The sequence below is a fragment of the Curtobacterium sp. MR_MD2014 genome, assembly GCF_000772085.1.
Taxonomy (GTDB): Bacteria; Actinomycetota; Actinomycetes; order Actinomycetales; family Microbacteriaceae; genus Curtobacterium.
This window is the reverse complement of the sequence record NZ_CP009755.1, coordinates 2,646,021-2,664,090: the sequence shown is the minus strand read 5'-3', so window position 1 is coordinate 2,664,090 and position 18,070 is coordinate 2,646,021. Positions and strand designations below refer to the sequence as shown.

Here is an 18,070-nt window from a genome sequence, read left to right as displayed (position 1 = left end):
GTACCGACGCAACCCGGCCACGAGCCGGAACGCGTGAGTACGGTCGGGGGCATGTCGAGCCTCCAGACCAGCCTGCTCATCCTCGGAGCCAGCGGTGACCTGTCCAAGCGACTGCTGCTGCCCGGTCTCGCCACCCTCCTCGAGGTCAAGGACGACTGGGACGTCCAGCTCGTCGGGGCCGGCGTGGAGGACATCTCGGACGACGACTGGAAGGAGCAGGTGCGCACGTCCTTCGAGAACGCGCAGGCGTCGAAGAACGAGGAGGACGAGGGCGCGCACGACGGCGGCGAGAAGCTCAGCCGGCGGCTCGTCGAGGTCATCGAGGCCTCGACCTACCGCAAGGCCGACGTCACCGACGCCGACGACCTGGGGGCCCTGCTCGACGCGTGCCACCACGACCCGGCGATCTACTTCGCGCTGCCGCCGGCCGTGACCGAGAAGAGCTGCGCCGTCCTCAAGGACCTCGACCTGCCCGGTGGTACGCGGCTCGCGCTCGAGAAGCCGTTCGGCACCGACGCCGAGAGCGCCGAGCACCTCAACGACCTGCTGCACTCGTTCCTGCCCGAGGAGCGCATCCACCGCGTCGACCACTTCCTCGGCCGCTCCACGGTCCTCAACCTGCTCGGGCTGCGCTTCGCGAACCGCATCATCGAGCCGCTGCTGTCGTCGGCGCACGTCGACCGCGTCGACATCGTCTACGACGAGACCCTCGGGCTGGAGGGCCGCGCGCGCTACTACGACAAGGCCGGTGCCCTGGTCGACATGATCCAGAGCCACCTGCTGCAGGTGATGGCCGTCGTCGCGATGGAGGCCCCTGCATCCATCGACGCCGACGACCTCCGCACGCAGAAGGAGCTCGTCCTCCGCGCCGTCCGGCCGTGGGGCGAGGACGTCGTCGCCGCGGGCAAGCGTGCGCGCTACACCGCCGGGACGATCGGCGACCGTGAGCTGCCGTCCTACGTCGACGAGGACGGCGTCGACCCGTCGCTCGGCACCGAGACCCTCGCGCAGCTCACCCTCGAGGTCGCGAACTGGCGCTGGGCCGGCGTCCCCTTCACGCTGCGGTCCGGCAAGGCGCTGGAGCAGCAGCGTCGCGAGATCGTCATCACCTTCAAGGACTCGCCGCACGTGCCGAACGGGCTGAGCGGCGCCGAGCGACCGGACAAGCTGCGGATCTGGATCGCCCCGGACGAGATGCAGCTCGAGCTCAACGTCAACGGTCCCGGCGATCCGTACACGATCGACCACACGGCGCTGTCCGTGAACTTCAACCCCGGTCGGCTCAGCGCCTACGGCGAGGTCCTGGCCGGCGTGCTCGAGGGCGACGCGACGCTGTCGGTGCGCGGTGACAGCGCGGTGCAGGGGTGGAAGGTGGTCGAGCCGTTCCTGCGTGCGTGGCGCGACGGGAAGGCGCCGCTCGACGAGTACGCGGCCGGGTCGGCCGGTCCCGACAGCTGGGACAACATCGACTGCTGACGTCGCGTCGGCGGGAGGCGCGGTGCCGGACGGGAGGCGCGTGGCGGGGCCGCCACGCGCCTCCCGTCCGTCTGCCGGTCGCGCGGCGTAGCGTCCGGTGACGTGAAGACCACCGACGACGTCCTGTCCACCGTCCCCGTCCCCGCCGGCTCCGACGTCCGCGTCGAGCCCGTCCGCTACGACCACGAGGGCACCGCGCTCCTCGGTGTGCTGGCGAAGGACCACGCCGTGTCGGGGCCCCGCCCCGCCGTCCTCGTGATCCACGACTGGCACGGCGTCAACGAGCACGTCGAGGCCCGGGTGACGATGCTCGCCCGTCTCGGCTACGTCGCCTTCGGTGCGGACGTCTACGGCGAGGGCGTCCGTCCCGGCGACGACACCGCCGGCGAGGTCGCGGGCTCGTTCTACCAGGACCTGCCGCTGTTCCGCGCCCGGCTGACCGCGGGGCTCGACCGGCTGCGCGAGGACCCCGACGTCGACCACTCCCGCATCGTCGTGATGGGGTACTGCTTCGGCGGCTCCGGCGCGATCGAACTCGCGCGCACCGGTGCGGACCTCGCCGGCGCAGTGTCCTTCCACGGTGGCCTGATCGTGCACGAGCCCTCGGACGCGTCCGCGATCCGGGCGAAGCTCCTCGTGCTCACCGGGGGAGCGGACCCGATGGTGCCGGACACGACGGTCGCCGAGTGGCAGGACGAGATGCGCGCGGTGCCGTCGGTCGACTGGCAGGTCACCACCTACGCCGGCGCGATGCACGCGTTCGCGGTGCCGGGCACCGATGCGCCGGACCACGGGGCGCAGTACCAGGAGCGCGCCGACCGCCGCTCGTGGCAGGCGTTGCAGGTGTTCCTCGCCGAGGTGTTCGACGAGGAGCCGACCGTGGTCTGAACGGCGCGACACGCCGAGGGCTCGGTGCGGCGCGGCTCGATTGGCGTTCCGCGCCGCACCTGTTGTAGAGTCTTCCACGGCCGCAAGGCCAGCATCGGTCGCAAGACCGGATGCGCTCGTAGCTCAATGGATAGAGCATCTGACTACGGATCAGAAGGTTGGGGGTTCGAGTCCCTTCGAGCGCACATCTGAGAAGGCCCCGTCGCACTGCGACGGGGCCTTCGTCGTTCCCGGGCCTTCGTCGTTCCCGGGCCTTCGTCGTTCCCGGGCCCATGTCGTTCCCGGGGTCCTGTCGTTCCCGGGCCTCCGTCGTGTTCGGGGTTCGACGCCGGACAGCGCCACCCGACGCTCCCAGGGACGACGCTGTGCAGAGTGCACCGGTTCACCTGCCGGTAACGACATCGTGCACGTGTACCCGCTCCCGTCACGTCACTACGGTTGCCGCAACCCGGTCGCCCCGACCGGCTCCCCGTCCCCCAGGAGCACCCGATGGCCAGTGCAGCGTCAGCACCACCAGCCCCGTCCGTCGTCGTCGACGACCACTCCCTGTCCCGCGTCCCCGCCTCCGCCCGCTACGGCTGGTTCCAGGTCGCGGTGCAGCGGTTCGGCCAGATCTCCGCCCTGTCCCAGTTCCTGCTCGGTGCCACGCTCGGCTTCGGCATGGGCTTCTGGGAGGCGTTCTGGGCGATCACCCTCGGTGCCGTGATCCTGGAGATCGTGTCGGTCTTCGTCGGCATCATCGGCATGCGCGAGGGCCTCAACACCTCCGTGATCGCGCGGTGGACCGGGTTCGGCAAGGCCGGCTCCGCACTGGTGGGCCTGGCGATCGGCCTGAGCCTGATCGGGTGGTTCGGCATCCAGTCCGGCGTCTCCGCCGCCGGGCTCGTCGCGATCCTGCCGGTCCTGCCGGCGTGGGCGTGGTCACTCGTGTTCGGCCTGCTCGTCACCGCGATCGTGCTCCGCGGCTTCCACTCCATGCAGTGGCTCGCCAACATCACGGTGCCGCTGTTCCTGGTCCTGGTGGGCTGGGCGGTCGTCGTCGAGCTGAGCCAGCACTCGATCGCCGAGCTCGCCGCGAAGGCCCCGGCCGGCCCGGAGCTGAGCTTCGTCGCGGGCACCACCCTCGTCGCCGGAGGCTTCATCGTCGGCGCGGTCATCACGCCCGACATGACGCGCTTCAACCGCTCGGTCGGCGACGTCGTCAAGCAGACCGCGCTCGGCGTCACGCTGGGGGAGTACGTCATCGGGCTCGCGGGCGTCCTGCTCGCCCACGCCGTCGGGTCGTCCGACATCACCCGCGTCATCACGTCGAGCGTCGGCTGGGTCGGCATCCTCGTGATCCTGCTCGGCACGTTCAAGATCAACGACTGGAACATCTACAGCTCGAGCCTCGGCGTCACGAACTTCATCCACGTGGTGTTCGGCAGGAAGGTGAACCGTGGTGTCGTCACCCTCGTGCTCGGCATCGTCGGGTCGGTGCTGGCCGCCGTCGGGTTCCTCGACGCCTTCACCCCCTTCCTCATCGTGCTCGGTGTCGTGTTCCCGCCGATCGCGGGGATCATGATCGCCGAGTACTTCGTCGTGCAGCGCTGGCGCCGTGAACTCAGCGAGAGCGAGGGCCTGCCGGCCACGAGCCCGACGTGGGTCCCCGCGACACTCGTCATCTGGGCGGTCGCGGCACTGGTCGGCTACTTCGTCGCGATCGGCATCCCGTCGATCAACTCCGTCGTCATCGCCTTCGTGCTCTACGTGATCGCCGGCAAGGCCGGATGGGTCCGCGGGGTCGGCGTGAGCCGCACCGAGGACGCGCCGGCAGCGGTCGGCGACGGCACGACGAGCGACGCCGCGACGGCGGCACCCGCGCCGGCACCGGCGCCCTGAAGCCGGCGGTCGGCGCCCCCTGCCGACCGCCACCTCGTCGCCGGCCGTGCCGTGGCCCCCTGACCCGGACACGGCACGGTCGGCCCGACACTCCGTCAGCACCACCACCACGACAGCACCGCCGTCGTCAGCACCACCACCGGCACCACCACAGCACCACGACAGCACCACGACAGCACCACCACCGGCACTCCGTCAGCACCACGACAGCACCACCCCGAAGGGAACCCCATGCGCATCGGCATCGACGTCGGCGGCACGAACACGGACGCCGTCCTGATGGACGGCAGCACGGTCGCCGCGGCCGTGAAGCGGTCGACGACCCAGGACGTCACGTCCGGTATCGTCGCCGCCCTGGCCGGCCTGCGCGAGCAGCGCGACTTCACCTCGGCGGACATCGACGGCGTGATGATCGGTACGACGCACTTCATCAACGCGCTCGTCGAGGCCCGGGGGCTCGCCCCGACCGCGGCCGTCCGTCTCGGCCTGCCGGCGACCGCGTCCCTGCCGCCCTTCACCGACTGGCCCGCACACCTCGTCGGCGCCGTGCAGGGACGGGCGTTCCTGGCGCACGGCGGCCACGAGTTCGACGGCCGGGTCATCTCCGAGCTGGACCCGGACGAGCTGAAGCGGCACGCCGAGGCCATCGGTGCCGCCGGGATCCGCTCGATCGCGATCTCGTCGGTGTTCTCCCCGATCAACGACGAGTTCGAGCAGCGGGCGCAGGCGATCATGGCCGCCGAGCTCGGACCGGACGTCGCGTTCTCGCTGTCGAGCGAGATCGGACGCATCGGGCTGCTCGAGCGCGAGAACGCCACCATCATCAACGCGGCGCTCCGCGAGCTCGCCGACCGCATCGTCGACGGTCTGTCCGGCTCCGTCGCCGGCAGCGGGATCGACGCGCCCCTGTTCCTCAGCCAGAACGACGGCACGCTCATGGACGTCGAGTACGCCCGGCGCTACCCGGTCGCGACGTTCGCCTCGGGCCCGACGAACTCGATGCGCGGCGCCGCGGTGCTCTCCGGCTTCGACACCTGCGCGGTCGTCGACGTCGGCGGCACCACGAGCGACGTCGGCGTGCTGACCGGTGGCTTCCCGCGCGAGGCCACCGGTGAGGTCGCGGTCGCGGGCATCCGCACGAACTTCCGGATGCCCGACGTGCTGTCGATCGGCATCGGGGGCGGCTCCCGCATCCGCGAGGACGGCGCCCTGGTCGGCCCGGACTCGGTCGGCTACCGGCTCACCCAGGAGGGCCTGGTCTTCGGCGGCGACACCCTCACCGCGACCGATGTGGCCGTCCGCGGTGGCCGTGGCGCCATCGGGGACGTCTCCCGTGTCGCCGGGGTGCCGGCCGAGGTCGCCGAACGGGCCCTCGCGGTGATCGCCGAGCGCGTCGCGGACGTCGTGGAGCGCATGCGCACCTCGTCGGACCCGCTGCCCGTGGTCGCCGTGGGCGGCGGGTCCGTCCTGCTGCCCGACACCCTGCCCGGGCTCGGCACGGTGCACCGGCCGGAGCACCACTCGGTCGCCAACGCGATCGGCGCCGCCATCGCGCAGGTGTCCGGCGAGGTCGACAAGGTCTACGCGATCAGCGACGGCAGGCGTTCCGCCGTGGTCGACGAGGCCCGCCAGGAGGCCGTCGACCGCGCCGTCGCCGCCGGAGCCGATCCGTCCAGTGTCGCGATCGTCGACTTCGACGAGGTCCCGATCCCGTACCTGCCCGGCAACGCCACGCGCATCCGCGCCAAGGCCGTCGGCGACCTCGCACTCGGGGCGCTGGTCCGATGACGACGACGGCGACGGCACCCGGCGTGGACACGCGTCCGTCGGCGACCACCGTCCGTCCCCTCACCGAGATCGGCGAGGACTGCTCCGCGCTCGCCCGCGGCGCCGCCGTCCTCGGTACCGGCGGTGGTGGAGACCCCTACATCGGCCGACTGCTGGCCGAGGCCGCGGTCCGCGAGCACGGCCCCGTGCCGGTCGTGCAGGTCGAGGACCTGCCCGACGACGCCGTCGTGCTCAACGTCGCGATGATCGGCGCACCGACCGTCATGGTCGAGAAGCTGCCGTCCGGCGCGCAGTTCGCCGAGGCGATCCGCAGCCTGGCCACCCACCTCGGCGTCACCCCGACGCACGTCGCGTGCATCGAGGTCGGCGGCGTCAACTCGACCAGCCCGATCGTCGCCGCCGCCGAACTCGGCCTGCCGCTCGTCGACGGCGACGGCATGGGCCGCGCCTTCCCCGAGGTGCAGATGGTCCTGCCGACCCTGTCGGGGATCAGCGCCACGCCGATGGCACTCGCCGACGAGAAGGGCAACACCGCCGTCTTCGACACCGTCGACAACCGCTGGGCGGAACGGCTCGCCCGCACCGCGACGGTCGAGATGGGGTGCTCCGCGATCACCGCGCAGTACGCGATGTCCGGCGCCGAGCTCAAGCAGTCGTACGTCCGCGGCAGCCTCTCGCTCAGCGTCGCGATCGGCGAGGCACTCGTCGCCGCCCGCACCGCGAACGAGGACCCCGTGGACGCTGTCGCCGCGGTGCTCGGTGGGACCGCCGTGTTCGAGGGCAAGGTCGCCGACGTGGAGCGGAAGACCGTCACCGGCTTCGCCCGCGGGACCGCCCGCATCGCCGGCTCCGGCAGCGACACCGGCCTGGAGGCCGTGCTCCGGTTCCAGAACGAGCACCTGCTGGTCGAGGTGGCCGGGTCGGTCCGCACCACCACCCCCGACCTGATCGTCACCCTGGACGCCGAGACCGGTGAACCGATCACCACCGAGGGGCTGCGCTTCGGCGCTCGCGTCCGGATCGTCACCGCACCGGCCGATCCGCGCTGGCACACCCCGGCGGGCCTCGCGCTCGCCGGACCCCGGTACTTCGGCTACGACACCCCGGCGGTCCGCCACGACGGCACCGTCAGCGAGGGAGAACACGCATGAGCTGGACCATCGACGTCGACGACCTGCCCGACCTCGCGCGCGGCGCCGCACTGCTCGGCACCGGGGGCGGGGGCGACCCGCTCATCGGCATGCTGCTCGTCAAGGCGGCCATCGAGGAGCACGGACCGGTGACGGTCCTCGACCCGTCCGAGGTGCCGGACGACGCCCTCGTCATCCCCACCGCGCAGATGGGCGCCCCGACCGTGGTGCTCGAGCGGCTGCCCGCCGGCCCGGAGCCGCTCGGTGCCCTCCGCCGACTCGAGGCGCACCTCGGCCGGACCGCCACCGCCACGATGCCGATCGAGTGCGGCGGCATCAACTCGATGATCCCGCTGCTCGTCGGCGCGACCGGCGGCCTGCCCGTCGTCGACGCGGACGGCATGGGGCGCGCGTTCCCGGAGCTGCAGATGGAGACCTTCTCGGTGTACGGGGTGCCCGGGTCCCCGCTGGCGATCAGCGACGAGAACGGCCACGGCGTCGTCATCGACACCGGGCACGACAACCGGCAGATGGAGTGGCTCGCCCGCGGCGTCACGATCCGCCTCGGCGGGGTGGCGTACATCGCCGAGTACGCGATGAGCGGCCGCCAGGTCCGGGAGACCGCCGTCCCGCGGACACTCTCGCTCGCGCTGGCGGTCGGTCGGGCGATCCGACGGGCACGCGAGGAGCACCGCGACCCCGTCGAGGGGCTCGCCGAGGCGTTCGGGCAGACGATCTACACGCACCTGCGCGAGCTGTTCGACGGCAAGGTCGTCGACGTCGAGCGCCGGACGGTCGACGGGTTCGCGAAGGGCCGGGCCGTCGTCCAGGGCGCCGACGGGTCGGAGCTCGAGATCGCCTTCCAGAACGAGAACCTCGTCGCCCGACGGGACGGCCGCCTCGTCGCGGTGGTGCCGGACCTGATCTGCGTGCTCGACGCCGAGACGGCGGAACCGATCACCACGGAGCGCCTGCGCTACGGCCAGCGCGTCCGGGTGATCGGGGTGTCGACGCCCGACCTCATGCGCACACCGGAGGCCCTCGCGGTGTTCGGGCCGTCGTGCTTCGGCCTGGACGACGACTTCGTCCCGGTCGAGCAGCTGCACGATCCCGCGCCGGTGGGGGCGCGCTGAGCGGCGCCGATGCGCGAGGATCGCAGGTGTGCACCAGGGCGAGCAGCGTGACGGGGTCGTGACGGGCCTCCGGGCCGACGACGTCGACGACTTCGCACGCGGCACCGCGCTCCTCGGGTGCGGCGGTGGCGGCCAGGTGGACCACATGGCCCACGCCCTGCGGCGGGCGCTCGGCGACGCCCGGGTGCCGGTCGTGCCGGTCGGCGGCGGTGTCCGCGCGGTGATGGCGGTGGGGCTCGTCGGGTCGACCACCGTGCTCGAGGAGAAGACGCCGAGCGGGCGGGAGCTGCCCGACGCGCTCGCCGCGGTGGAACGCTGGACCGGCCGTCGGGCGGACGCCGTCGTCGCAGCGCAGATCGGCGGCGTCACCGGACCGGCCGCGGCGCTCACGGCGCACGCGGTCGGCCTGCCGCTCGTCGACGCCGACCTGGTCGGTCGGGCGACCCCACGCATCGACCAGCTCTCCCTGTTCGTCGGGTCGTCGCCCTCGGTCACCGCCGCTGCGGTGACGTCCAGCGGCCTGCGGATCGTGGTGGACTCGTCGGACCCACGGGACCTCGAGACGGTCTGGCGCGAGGCGGTCTCGCACAGCGGCGGGTGGGCGGCGTTCGCGGTCGGCCCCGTCGACGCCGAGGTGCTCGCCGGACGCTGCATCACGGGCAGTGTCGACCGGGCACTGCGCACCGGACGCGTCGCTGCGGCCGCGGCCGGCGTCGAGGACCTCGTGGTCGGGCTCGACGGCGCTCGTGCCGTCGCCCGCGGCCGCGTGCTCGACGTGCAGCGCGGCGGGGACGCGGTCGCGTTCGTGCACGGGTCGATGGCGATCCGCGACGCGGCCACCGGCGCCGTCGTCCGGGTCGAGGCGGGCAGCGAGTGGGTGCACTGCCTGGTGGACGGTGAACCGGTCGCGAGCACCCCGAGCTGCATCGTCGTCGTCGACGCCAGGTCCCTGCGGCCCGTCAGCACCGAGCGAGCCCGGGTCGGGGACGAGCTCGCGGTGCTCGTGCTGCCCGGTGCGCCGTGGTGGTGGGCGTCGCCGGAGCGCACGGCACGCGTGGCGCCCCGCGCGTTCGGGATCGACGCCGACGCCGTGCCGGAGGCCGCAGCGTGATCCCCGTCTCGGACTTCCTGCCCCTGCTGCCCGAGGGCACGACGTTGCTCGTCGGACCGGCGACGGGCACGGTCACCACCGTGCGCGGACTCGTCGGCCTGCCCGAGCATGTCGGTCGGCAGCTCGGGACGGACGACTCCGCGGTCGTCCTGCTCACCCCGGTCGAGCGCTTCGACGCCCGGTTCGACGTGCTGCTCCGCCGGGCGGCGACCGCCGGCGTCGCGGTGCTCGTCGTCGGGCTCGCCGACGGGGCACCGCTGCCCGGCGCCGGGACCGCCGCGCTCGCCGATCGACTCGGCGTCGCGGTGGTCGTGACCCCGGACCCGTGGGCCGCCTCCGTGCGGGTGCACGAGCTCATCGGGTCCGGGGACGCTCCCGCTGCCCGTGCCGCCGTCGTCGCGGCGCGCGTCGGACTCGACGCCGGACCCGCCCTGGACGAACTGTTCACCCGGCTCGAGCACGAGCTCGGACACGCGATCCGGTTCCTCGACGCGTCGGGACGTCCCCTGCGTGGTGCGGGGGTCGCGCCGGCGACCGCGGCACTGCTCGCGCGCACGGTCGGGACGAGCGAGCCGGTCTGGGCGACCGACGACCGGGAGACGGTCGTGGCCGTGCCCGTCCCGACCGGCATCGGACCGCGGGCCTGGCTCGCGGTCGGCACCACCACGCCCGTGCGTGCCGAGCGGGTCGTGCTCGCGACCGCACTGCGGGTCGCGGCGGTCGCGGCCGGACACCGGCTCGTGCTCACCCGGCTCGACGACGAGCGCGACGCCCGGTACCGGATGGCGATGCTCGACGACCTCCGGACCGCCGACGGGGCACCGGCGCCGCCCCTGGTGCAGCGGACCATCGCCGCCGGCTGGGAGCTCGACGCCTGGCACGTCGGCGTCCGGCTCGTCGCGCGGGAGCCGGTCGACGCGGTGGCCCTGCGACGCGAGGTCGAGACGGCGTTCGACGCGCACGGGCTCGACGTGGTGGTGGTCGAGCAGACCGACGGGTGGGCACTCTGGTGCTCGTCGTCCGACGAACCCGACCGTGCCGCGGTCGCCGCGCTCGCCGCCTCGGTGCGCGCCGCCCAGAACGCCCTGCGCTCCGCGGTCGACACGAACGCCGGCGTGGGCAGCGTGCACGCCGGTCCGGCGGGGCTCGTGCGGACGCTCGGCGAAGCGGGTGACGCCGTCCGGCTCGCCGCCGCGCGACCGGAGTCGGGCTTCTTCGTGCACGTCGACCGGCTCGGCCTCGCGCAGCTGCTGCTCGCGTGGACGCAGACCGACACGTTCCTGCCGGCGGCGGAGCAGCTCCTCGCGCCCCTGGAGCGCGGGGGCGGGGCGCTCCGCTCGACCCTGGCGGCGTACCTCGACGCGGAGTCCTCGGTGGCGGAGACGGCCGCGGTGCTCGGGGTGCACCGCAACACCGTGGCCGATCGCATCGACCGGGTGCAGCGGCTGCTCGGCGTGGACCTCGGCGACCCGGAGACCCGGCTCGCGCTGCACCTGGCGACGCGGGCGCTCGGCGGGGCGTAGCGCGGGGGCGACCGTGCGTCGTGCAGCGGATCGGTCGCCGCGTCGCGCGTTCCGGCGTCCCCGGGCTGTACGCGCCGCACGGCGTTCGGCACGATGGGTGCATGAGGACCCGCACCGTCGCGGCCACGGCCGTCGTGGTCGTCCTCGTCGCGCTCACCGGGTGCACGAAGCAGCAGACCTCCTTCGACGGGGTCGCGCGCGCGGCGTGCGAGACGAGGGTCGGGCCGGCGATCGTCGCCTGGTGGCGTGACCAGTACGGGACGACCCCGTGGAAGGTCGTCGACACCCGGTCGACGGGCGTCGAGCAGCGATCGTCCGGTCCGAGCGGGGTGACGGTGGCAGCCGTCACCGGGGAGTCGTCCGTGCGGCGCGAGGAGCACGGGACGGCGACGGAACCGGTCGAGTGGTCGTGCTCCGCGCAGACCACGGCCGACGATCCGTCGACGGTGTCGGCGACGATCCGGGAGATCACGCTCGGCTGAGCCCCACGGCCGATCGGTCGCACGTGCGCCGCTACGGACGCTCGGTGTCGTCGAGCGCGCCACCGGTGAGCGCCGACAGGCGCTCCAGCCCTGCCTCGGCGACGAGCTGGCGGGCGAGGGGGCGGGCGCGGTCCACCGCCTCGCGCACGTCGACCTTCGTGACGTCGCCGTTGGCGAGGCTCAGCTCGCCGTCGACCCAGACGTCGCGGACCTCACGGCTGCCCGCGACGAAGACGACCGCCTGGTAGGGGTCGTGCACGTTCGCCAGCGTGGGGGAGTCGCCGTCGAACACCACCAGGTCAGCGCGCTTGCCGGGCTCGAGCGACCCGATCTCCTGCTCCATCCGCAGGGCCCGGGCGCCGCCGATCGTGCCCATCTCGAGGGCTTCGCGTGCACTCATCGCGGTTGCCTGCAGGTCGCGGACGCGGGCGAGCAGGGCCGCGGTCTTCATCGCCTGCAGGAAGTCCTGCGAGTCGTTCGACGCCGGACCGTCGACCCCGATCCCGACAGGGACGCCGAGCGCTCGCAGTTCGGCGACCGGCGCGATGCCGCTCGCCAGGATGCCGTTCGCGACGGGGTTGTGCGCGACCCCGACGCCGTGCGTGGCGTAGCGCTCGCGGTCCTCGCGGTCGACCCAGACGCTGTGCGCGGCGATCACCGGGACCTGGAACATGCCCGTCGCCTCGGCGTGGCCGATCGCCGTCCGACCGGTGCGCTGCCGGGCGGCGGTGACCTCCTCGCGCACCTCGTGGAAGTGCACGTGCACCCCGTGGCCGCCCGCGACCGCGTAGTCGACGTGCTCCTGCCAGGTGTCGTCGGTGTACCGGCCGATCGACGAGACGCCCACGCGGAAGGTGCTGTAGCGGCTGGCGTCGGCGGCCTCGCGCAGGGCCTCGAACTCGTCGAGGATCGGGGTCGCGCCGAAGTCGCGGTCGACGTCGCCGGAGCCGAACGACACGACACCGCGGAGCCCGAGGTCCTCGAGTGCCTGCACGACACCCGGGGTCGCCGGCTCGTCGGGCACCGGGTCGGCGCAGAACATGTCGTTCGCGGTCGTCACACCGCTCCGGAGGAGCTGGATGCCCTGGAGCACCGTGCCGGCGTACGCCTTCTCGCGGGTCATCACCCGATTGACGCGGCCGATCAGTGCGGTGAGCCACTCCCACAGCGTGTACTGCGAGCCGATGCCCGTGATGAGCCCCTCGCTGAAGTGGCCGTGTGTGTTCACGAAGCCCGGGGTCACGATGTCGTACGCGCCGCCGCGGACGGGTGCGTCGGGATGCGCAGCGGACAGCTCGGCGAAGGTGCCGACGGCGGCGATGCGGTCCCCGTCGAGCAGGACGGCGCCGTCGCGGATCGCTGCGGGTGTGGAGGAGCCGTCCGGTGCGGCGGTGAGCACCCAGCCGGCGCGGATCAGGGTCTGCGTCATGGGGCGAACCTAGGGTGCCCGTGTTTCGCCGGTGTCACCGCGGAGTTTCCCCTCGGCGCCCGGAGGCGCAGTCGGAACCCGGAGTCGTCGTCGCCCGGTCGCGGCGGTGACGAGCGGTCGGTGCCGGTCGGTCCTCGTGCACTGGACCGCTCTGTGTGCGCTCGAATCGTCATACCGTTCAAGGCGCGTGGGAGCCCGTGCCCTTCGGGCTCCTCTCGCCCGGACGCTCGCGGCGCCGAGCGGGACGGCCGTGTCGAACCACGGATGCGACGTCGAACCACGGATGCGACGTCGAACCACGGATGCGAGGTCGAACCAGGCGCCGCCCCTGGTGCCGTCCCGGGAGCGTCGTTCGACGGGCACGACGCGCGCGCGTCAGGGGACCCGCGCGGGGACGCGGTGGATCGGGCCGGACCCGCCGGTCAGCGCCCCTCCCGAGGAGCCCGTCCGCACGGCGACGACCTCGGCCATGATCGCGACGGCCGTCTCGGCCGGGGTCCGCGCGCCGATGTCGAGACCGATCGGGGAGCGGAGCCGATCGAGGTCCGGCGTGCCGAGCGCGTGCAGTTCCGCGAGCCGCCGCTCGTGGGTCGATCGGGAGCCCATCGCGCCGACGTACCCGGCTCCGCGGCGGAGCGCCTGGTCGATCACCTCGGCGTCGAACCGGTCGTCGTGTGCGAGCACCACGACGGCGGTCGTCCGGTCCACGGGCAACCCCTCGAGCACGCGCGTCGGCCAGCCCACGATCCGCTCGTCCGCGGCCGGGAAGCGCTCGTCCGTCAGGAACACCGACCGCGGGTCGACCACGGTCACGGCGTAGCCGAGCACCGCGGCGGCGTTCGTCACGGCGACGGCGGTCTCGACGGCGCCGACGACGACGCAGCGGGGGCGGTGGTCACTGCGCTCGACGAAGACCCGGTCGCGGCACCCGTCCGGAGCGGTGACGACCACCCCGAGCGTCCCCGGCTCCAGCGAGACGGCGAGCGAGGTCGGCAGACCGGCCGCGGCGTCACGGAGCGCGCTCACGAGCAGGGCGTCGTCGGACGTGACCCGGTGGACGAGCACCTCCACGCGACCACCGCACCGCAGCGCGGGGGCCCACACGGCGTCGGGGTCGTCGTCGAAGCCGAACCGCTCGAACACCGCCTCGCCGGTCTCGAGCACCTGCTCGGCGGTGAGGAACAGCGAGCCCTCGACGCAGCCTCCGGAGATGGTGCCGACGACCTGTCCGCCCGGCAGCACCGCCATCGAGGTCCCGACGCCGCTCGGCGCGCTGCCGGTCATCGAGACCGCCGTCGCGACGACGACCGGTGCACCCGTGTCGAGGACGGCCAGGAGGCGCGGTGCCAGTTCGAACATCACGCACCTCCGGCGTCGGTCGCGTCGCCCTGCAGCAGTGCCCAGACACGGTCGCGCGTCATCGGGAGGCGGTACGGACGCACGCCGATCGCGTCGCGGACGGCGTTCGCCACCGCCGGGGCGACGGGGTTGTACGGGGCCTCGCTCATCGACTTCGCCCCGAGCGGTCCGAGCGGGTCGTGCGTGTCGGCGAAGCGGACCTCGGTGCGGGGCACGTCGGAGATCTTCGGCACCCGGTACGACCGGAAGGCGTCGGTGGTCACGCGACCGGTGTCGTCGAGCACGACCTCCTCGTACAGGGTCGATCCCATCGCCTGTGCTGCGCCGCCCTCGACCTGTCCGCGCAGCTGCTCGGGGTTCAGGACGGTCCCGGCATCGACGGCCTGCACGCTGTGGAGCACCCGGACCTCGCCGGTCGGTCGGTGCACCGCGACACGGGCACCGTGCACCGTGAACGCGAGCGACCGCGGGGTGCCGTCGTGGCTGCCGTGTGCGACCAGCGGTCCCTCGGCGAGGAGCTCGGCGTGTCCGACGACCTCGTCACCGACGCGGACGCCGCCGGGCAGGACCTCGACGGCGGGGCCGAGCGGCCCGGAGGCGGCACGGGGTGTGCGCGCGGCGACGATCCGGAGCGCGCGGGCGGTCAGCTGCTCGCGGAGGTCCTCGGCCGCCGCGAACAGCGCCTTGCCCGCCACGACCACCCCGGCGGAGCCGAACGCACCGGTGTCGTACTGCGCGGCGTCGGTGTCGGACTGGTGCACGTCGACCCGGTCCGGCGTGGTGCCGAGGGCGGTCGCGACGAGCTGGGTGTGCACGGTCGTCGTGCCGTTGCCGAACTCCGCCGTGCCGACCCCGATCCGGTAGCGGCCGTCCGTGGTGGCCTCGACGGTCGCGTGCGCGTGGTGCCCACGGGGCGGCATCGTCGCGATGGCGGCCAGCGCGATGCCGGTGCCGTACGCCCAGTCCCCGGAGCCGTCCGCCGTGGGCGGGTCGAGCGGTGGACCGTCCATCGCCGGGACCTCGGGCAGCGGCGCGCGCAGCGCGTCCTCCACCAGGTCGAGGCACTGGTCGAGGCCGTAGCTGCCCTCCCAGCGCAGGTCGTCCTCCTCGTCGGGATCGGTCACGACGAGGGGGTCGCCCGGCACGACGACGTTGCGCCGCCGGAGCTCGAACGGGTCGAGGTCGAGCCGACGCGCGAGCTCGTCCATCGCCGACTCGATCGCGAACACCACCTGGCCCAGGCCGTACCCGCGGAACGCCCCCGACGGCAGGTTGTTCGTGTAGACGGACTCGGCGTCGACCCGCTTCGCTGGGCAGCGGTAGACGGCGACCGACTCGCTGACCGAGTGGAACATGACGCCGACGCCGTGGTTCCCGTAGGCGCCCGTGTCCATCACCTGGTCGACGTGCATCGCGGTCAGGCGGCCGGACGCGTCCGCACCGAGCCGGACACGCACCCGCATCGGGTGCCGCGTGGGCGCGATCGTGAACTCGTCCCGGCGGCTGAACTCGTACTGCACGCTCCGACCCGTGCGCAGCACGGCGAGGGTGACGAGGTCCTCGGTGAGCATCTCCTGCTTCCCGCCGAACCCACCGCCGACGCGCTTGGCGACCACCCGCACACGCGACGGGTCGAGGCCGAAGACGTGCGCGATCTCGTCGCGGACCAGGAACGGGACCTGCGTGGCGGTCCGCAGCACGAGCCTCCCGTCCCGGTCCAGCGAACCGCGGGTCGCGTGCGTCTCGAGCGCCGCGTGGGAGACACGACCGGTGCTCCAGGTGCCGTCGACCGACGCGACGGCGGACGCCAGCGCGGCCTCGACGTCGCCGGTCTCGCCGTGCAGAGCCGCGACCACGTTGCGGCCGGGGTCGGCGATGCGGTGCTCGGCGGTCGTCTTGTCGCCGTGCAGCAGGGGAGCGCCCGGGCCGCGCGCGGCGTCGACGTCGTGCACGCTCGGCAGCAGCTCGTACTCGACCCGAAGCACGGCGCACGCCTGCTCCGCGATCCGGACGCTGTCGGCGACGACGGCCGCCACGCGCTGCCCACGGAACCGCAGCACCCGGTCGAACACGCGGGTGTCGTCGGGGTCGTCGAGCCGCGAGTCGTGCCGCCCGGTCGAGAAGAGCACGCCGGGGTCGTCGTGGTGGGTGAGCACGAGGTGCACACCGGGCAGGGCCTCGGCCGCGCTCGCGTCGATCGACACGACGCGGGCGTGCGGGTGGGGGCTGCCGAGGACCGCCACGTGCAGGAGCGCCTCGGTGGGGCGGACGTCGAGCGTGTACTCCTCGCCCCCGGTCACGATCCGCATCGCCGCCGGGGCCGCGACGGACGTGCCGACGGCGGCCCCGGCACCCGGGCACGCCGTGTTGCGCACGCCGTCGAGGGCGTCCTCGATCGCGCGGTACCCCGTGCACCGGCAGAGGTTGCCCTTGAGCGCCCGGTGTCGGTCGGCGAGCTGGTCGTCGTCGAGGGCGGACGCGGTGACGACGTACCCGGCGGTGCAGAACCCGCACTGGAACCCGGGGGCCTCGGCGAACGCCCGCTGCACGGGGTGGGGCTGCTCCGGCGTGCCGAGGCCCGCGGCCGTCGTCACCACGCGACCCTCGAGCCGGTGCGCCGGTGTGATGCAGGAGTGCACGGGCACCCCGTCGAGCAGGACCGAGCAGGCACCGCAGTCGCCGGCGTCACAGCCCTTCTTGACGCTGGTGACCCCGTGCTCGCGGAGCAGGGTGCGGAGGACCTGGCCCGGCTGCGGGGCGGCGTCCAGGGTCGTCCCGTCGACCTCGAACCTCATCGGGCGTCCCCCTCCGCAGCAGCGAGACCCGAGCCGCCGGCCTCGGCGACGAGTTCGGCGGCGAAGCGGCGGGACACCGCCCGACGCCAGTCGGGGGAGCCGTGCGGGTCGTCGTACCAGTCGTCGTGGGCGGCGAGCACCGTGTCGACCTCGGCCGCCGTGGGCACCGCGTCCCACCGCAGCACGACCGGTCGCCGGGTCCCGCCGGTGACGACGAGGACGAAGCCGTCGGCGTCCCAGCGCGCGGTCACGAGCGCGCCGGTCCGACCGTGGGGGCTGAGCGACACACGGCGGTACCCGGTGGTGCTCCTGAGCGCCGACTCCGGCACGTCGAACGCGCGGACCACCTCGCCGGACGCCAGTGCCGTGGCGCGGACCCCGGTGACGAGGTCGGCGACGGGCAGGCGGCGGTCCCCGCCGTCCGGCGTCCAGACGACCGCCGTCGCGTCCAGGGTCACCAGCAACGCCGTGATCGCTCCCGCGGGCAGCGCGGTCGCCACGTTCCCGCCGACCGTCGCCGCGTTCCACACCTTGAACGACGCGAGCAGGGCGTTCGCGCACCGCTCGACGAGGGGCCACGCACGCCACCCCGGCTCGGGGTCGAGCCGCAGCAGCGTCGCGATGGTGCACGTCGCACCGAGCCGCAGACCCTCCGGCGTGTGCTCGGCGTCCGGCCAGCCCAGGCCGGTCAGGTCGACGAGGCCGGTGGTTCCCGGTTGCTCCTCGGAGTACAGCCAGGTGCCGCCGGCGAGCGGCTGCTCACCGGGTGCGAGCGCGAGGTCGTCGCGGTGCGACGGTGTCCGCAGGGTGCGGACGGTGACGAGGTCCATGCAGGGGTCCGATCGGGGTGGCGGGACGGGTGACGACGGTGTCGCCCGGTCGTCGGCCGTGCGCGATCATCCCGCGGTTCCACGCCGAGGACGCTCGGGGTGCGGTGCTGCGCGCCACGGTGCCTCCTCGGTCGGATCGGTTCGTGGCGGCAACGCTAGGGAACGGGTGTTTCGGCACCGTTACGGGGGAACGACGGCCGCGTCACGACCGGGCCGGCTCGGCGGACGGAGCTCGTGACCTGATC

Annotated in this window: 13 protein-coding genes and 1 tRNA gene; 10 read left to right on the top strand and 4 right to left on the bottom strand. The window is 73.6% G+C overall.

Annotated elements, in window-relative coordinates:
- The first annotated feature begins 51 nt into the window (after positions 1 to 51).
- The 10 genes from NI26_RS12255 to NI26_RS12210 all read left to right on the top strand — a co-directional run bounded on the left by NI26_RS12255 (position 52) and on the right by NI26_RS12210 (position 11,412).
- Positions 52 to 1,476: a glucose-6-phosphate dehydrogenase gene (locus NI26_RS12255; protein WP_066655780.1), complete on the top strand. Its 1,425-nt coding sequence runs from the start codon at positions 52 to 54 to the stop codon at positions 1,474 to 1,476.
- Positions 1,477 to 1,578: 102 nt separating this feature from the next.
- Positions 1,579 to 2,364 (top strand): dienelactone hydrolase family protein, encoded by a 786-nt coding sequence (locus NI26_RS12250; protein WP_066655775.1) that lies wholly within the window; start codon positions 1,579 to 1,581, stop codon positions 2,362 to 2,364.
- A 112-nt stretch (positions 2,365 to 2,476) separates the two neighbouring features.
- Positions 2,477 to 2,549: transfer RNA gene (locus tag NI26_RS12245), tRNA-Arg, on the top strand.
- A 304-nt stretch (positions 2,550 to 2,853) separates the two neighbouring features.
- Positions 2,854 to 4,245 carry a purine-cytosine permease family protein gene (locus NI26_RS12240; protein WP_081985016.1) on the top strand — a complete coding sequence of 464 codons (1,392 nt, stop codon included), beginning with the start codon at positions 2,854 to 2,856 and terminating at the stop codon, positions 4,243 to 4,245.
- Between the two features lie 231 nt (positions 4,246 to 4,476).
- Positions 4,477 to 6,033, top strand: coding sequence for a hydantoinase/oxoprolinase N-terminal domain-containing protein (locus NI26_RS12235; protein WP_066655771.1), 1,557 nt, complete (start codon positions 4,477 to 4,479; stop codon positions 6,031 to 6,033).
- The gene (locus NI26_RS12230) at positions 6,030 to 7,184 is read left to right on the top strand and encodes a DUF917 domain-containing protein (protein WP_066655769.1); all 1,155 of its coding nucleotides are present in this window, start codon (positions 6,030 to 6,032) and stop codon (positions 7,182 to 7,184) included. Before NI26_RS12235 ends, NI26_RS12230 begins: the two co-directional genes overlap by 4 nt.
- A complete protein-coding gene (locus tag NI26_RS12225; protein WP_066655766.1) occupies positions 7,181 to 8,296 on the top strand; it encodes a DUF917 domain-containing protein in 1,116 nt (371 codons plus the stop codon). Before NI26_RS12230 ends, NI26_RS12225 begins: the two co-directional genes overlap by 4 nt.
- Positions 8,297 to 8,324: 28 nt before the next feature.
- Complete coding sequence (locus tag NI26_RS12220) at positions 8,325 to 9,407, top strand: DUF917 domain-containing protein (RefSeq protein ID WP_158407763.1); 1,083 nt, start codon at positions 8,325 to 8,327, stop codon at positions 9,405 to 9,407.
- Entirely contained in the window at positions 9,404 to 10,930 is a 1,527-nt protein-coding gene (locus NI26_RS12215; RefSeq protein ID WP_066655764.1) for a PucR family transcriptional regulator, read from the top strand. The genes NI26_RS12220 and NI26_RS12215 overlap by 4 nt, the downstream gene beginning before the upstream one ends.
- Before the next feature lie 101 nt (positions 10,931 to 11,031).
- Entirely contained in the window at positions 11,032 to 11,412 is a 381-nt protein-coding gene (locus tag NI26_RS12210) for a hypothetical protein (protein WP_066655762.1), read from the top strand.
- Between the two features lie 31 nt (positions 11,413 to 11,443).
- On the opposite strand, the gene NI26_RS12205 is transcribed toward NI26_RS12210, so the two are convergent.
- The 4 genes from NI26_RS12205 to NI26_RS12190 all read right to left on the bottom strand — a co-directional run bounded on the left by NI26_RS12205 (position 11,444) and on the right by NI26_RS12190 (position 17,825).
- A complete protein-coding gene (locus NI26_RS12205) occupies positions 11,444 to 12,841 on the bottom strand; it encodes an amidohydrolase family protein (RefSeq protein WP_066655760.1) in 1,398 nt (465 codons plus the stop codon).
- 375 nt (positions 12,842 to 13,216) lie between these two features.
- Complete coding sequence (locus NI26_RS12200; protein WP_066655757.1) at positions 13,217 to 14,200, bottom strand: XdhC family protein; 984 nt, start codon at positions 14,198 to 14,200, stop codon at positions 13,217 to 13,219.
- Complete coding sequence (locus NI26_RS12195) at positions 14,200 to 16,995, bottom strand: molybdopterin-dependent oxidoreductase (RefSeq protein ID WP_066655751.1); 2,796 nt, start codon at positions 16,993 to 16,995, stop codon at positions 14,200 to 14,202. The genes NI26_RS12200 and NI26_RS12195 overlap by 1 nt, the downstream gene beginning before the upstream one ends.
- A complete protein-coding gene (locus NI26_RS12190) occupies positions 16,992 to 17,825 on the bottom strand; it encodes an FAD binding domain-containing protein (RefSeq protein WP_066655746.1) in 834 nt (277 codons plus the stop codon). Before NI26_RS12190 ends, NI26_RS12195 begins: the two co-directional genes overlap by 4 nt.
- Between the last annotated feature and the right edge of the window lie 245 nt (positions 17,826 to 18,070).

Excerpts from the sequence above, each read along its gene's own strand:
- NI26_RS12195 (WP_066655751.1), bottom strand. The coding sequence starts at position 16,995 with ATGAGGTTCGAGGTCGACGGGACGACCCTGGACGCCGCCCCGCAGCCG.
- NI26_RS12255 (WP_066655780.1), top strand. The coding sequence starts at position 52 with ATGTCGAGCCTCCAGACCAGCCTGCTCATCCTCGGAGCCAGCGGTGAC.
- NI26_RS12210 (WP_066655762.1), top strand. The coding sequence starts at position 11,032 with ATGAGGACCCGCACCGTCGCGGCCACGGCCGTCGTGGTCGTCCTCGTC.
- NI26_RS12200 (WP_066655757.1), bottom strand. The coding sequence starts at position 14,200 with ATGTTCGAACTGGCACCGCGCCTCCTGGCCGTCCTCGACACGGGTGCA.
- NI26_RS12230 (WP_066655769.1), top strand. The coding sequence starts at position 6,030 with ATGACGACGACGGCGACGGCACCCGGCGTGGACACGCGTCCGTCGGCG.
- NI26_RS12240 (WP_081985016.1), top strand. The coding sequence starts at position 2,854 with ATGGCCAGTGCAGCGTCAGCACCACCAGCCCCGTCCGTCGTCGTCGAC.
- NI26_RS12235 (WP_066655771.1), top strand. The coding sequence starts at position 4,477 with ATGCGCATCGGCATCGACGTCGGCGGCACGAACACGGACGCCGTCCTG.
- NI26_RS12225 (WP_066655766.1), top strand. The coding sequence starts at position 7,181 with ATGAGCTGGACCATCGACGTCGACGACCTGCCCGACCTCGCGCGCGGC.
- NI26_RS12205 (WP_066655760.1), bottom strand. The coding sequence starts at position 12,841 with ATGACGCAGACCCTGATCCGCGCCGGCTGGGTGCTCACCGCCGCACCG.
- NI26_RS12190 (WP_066655746.1), bottom strand. The coding sequence starts at position 17,825 with ATGGACCTCGTCACCGTCCGCACCCTGCGGACACCGTCGCACCGCGAC.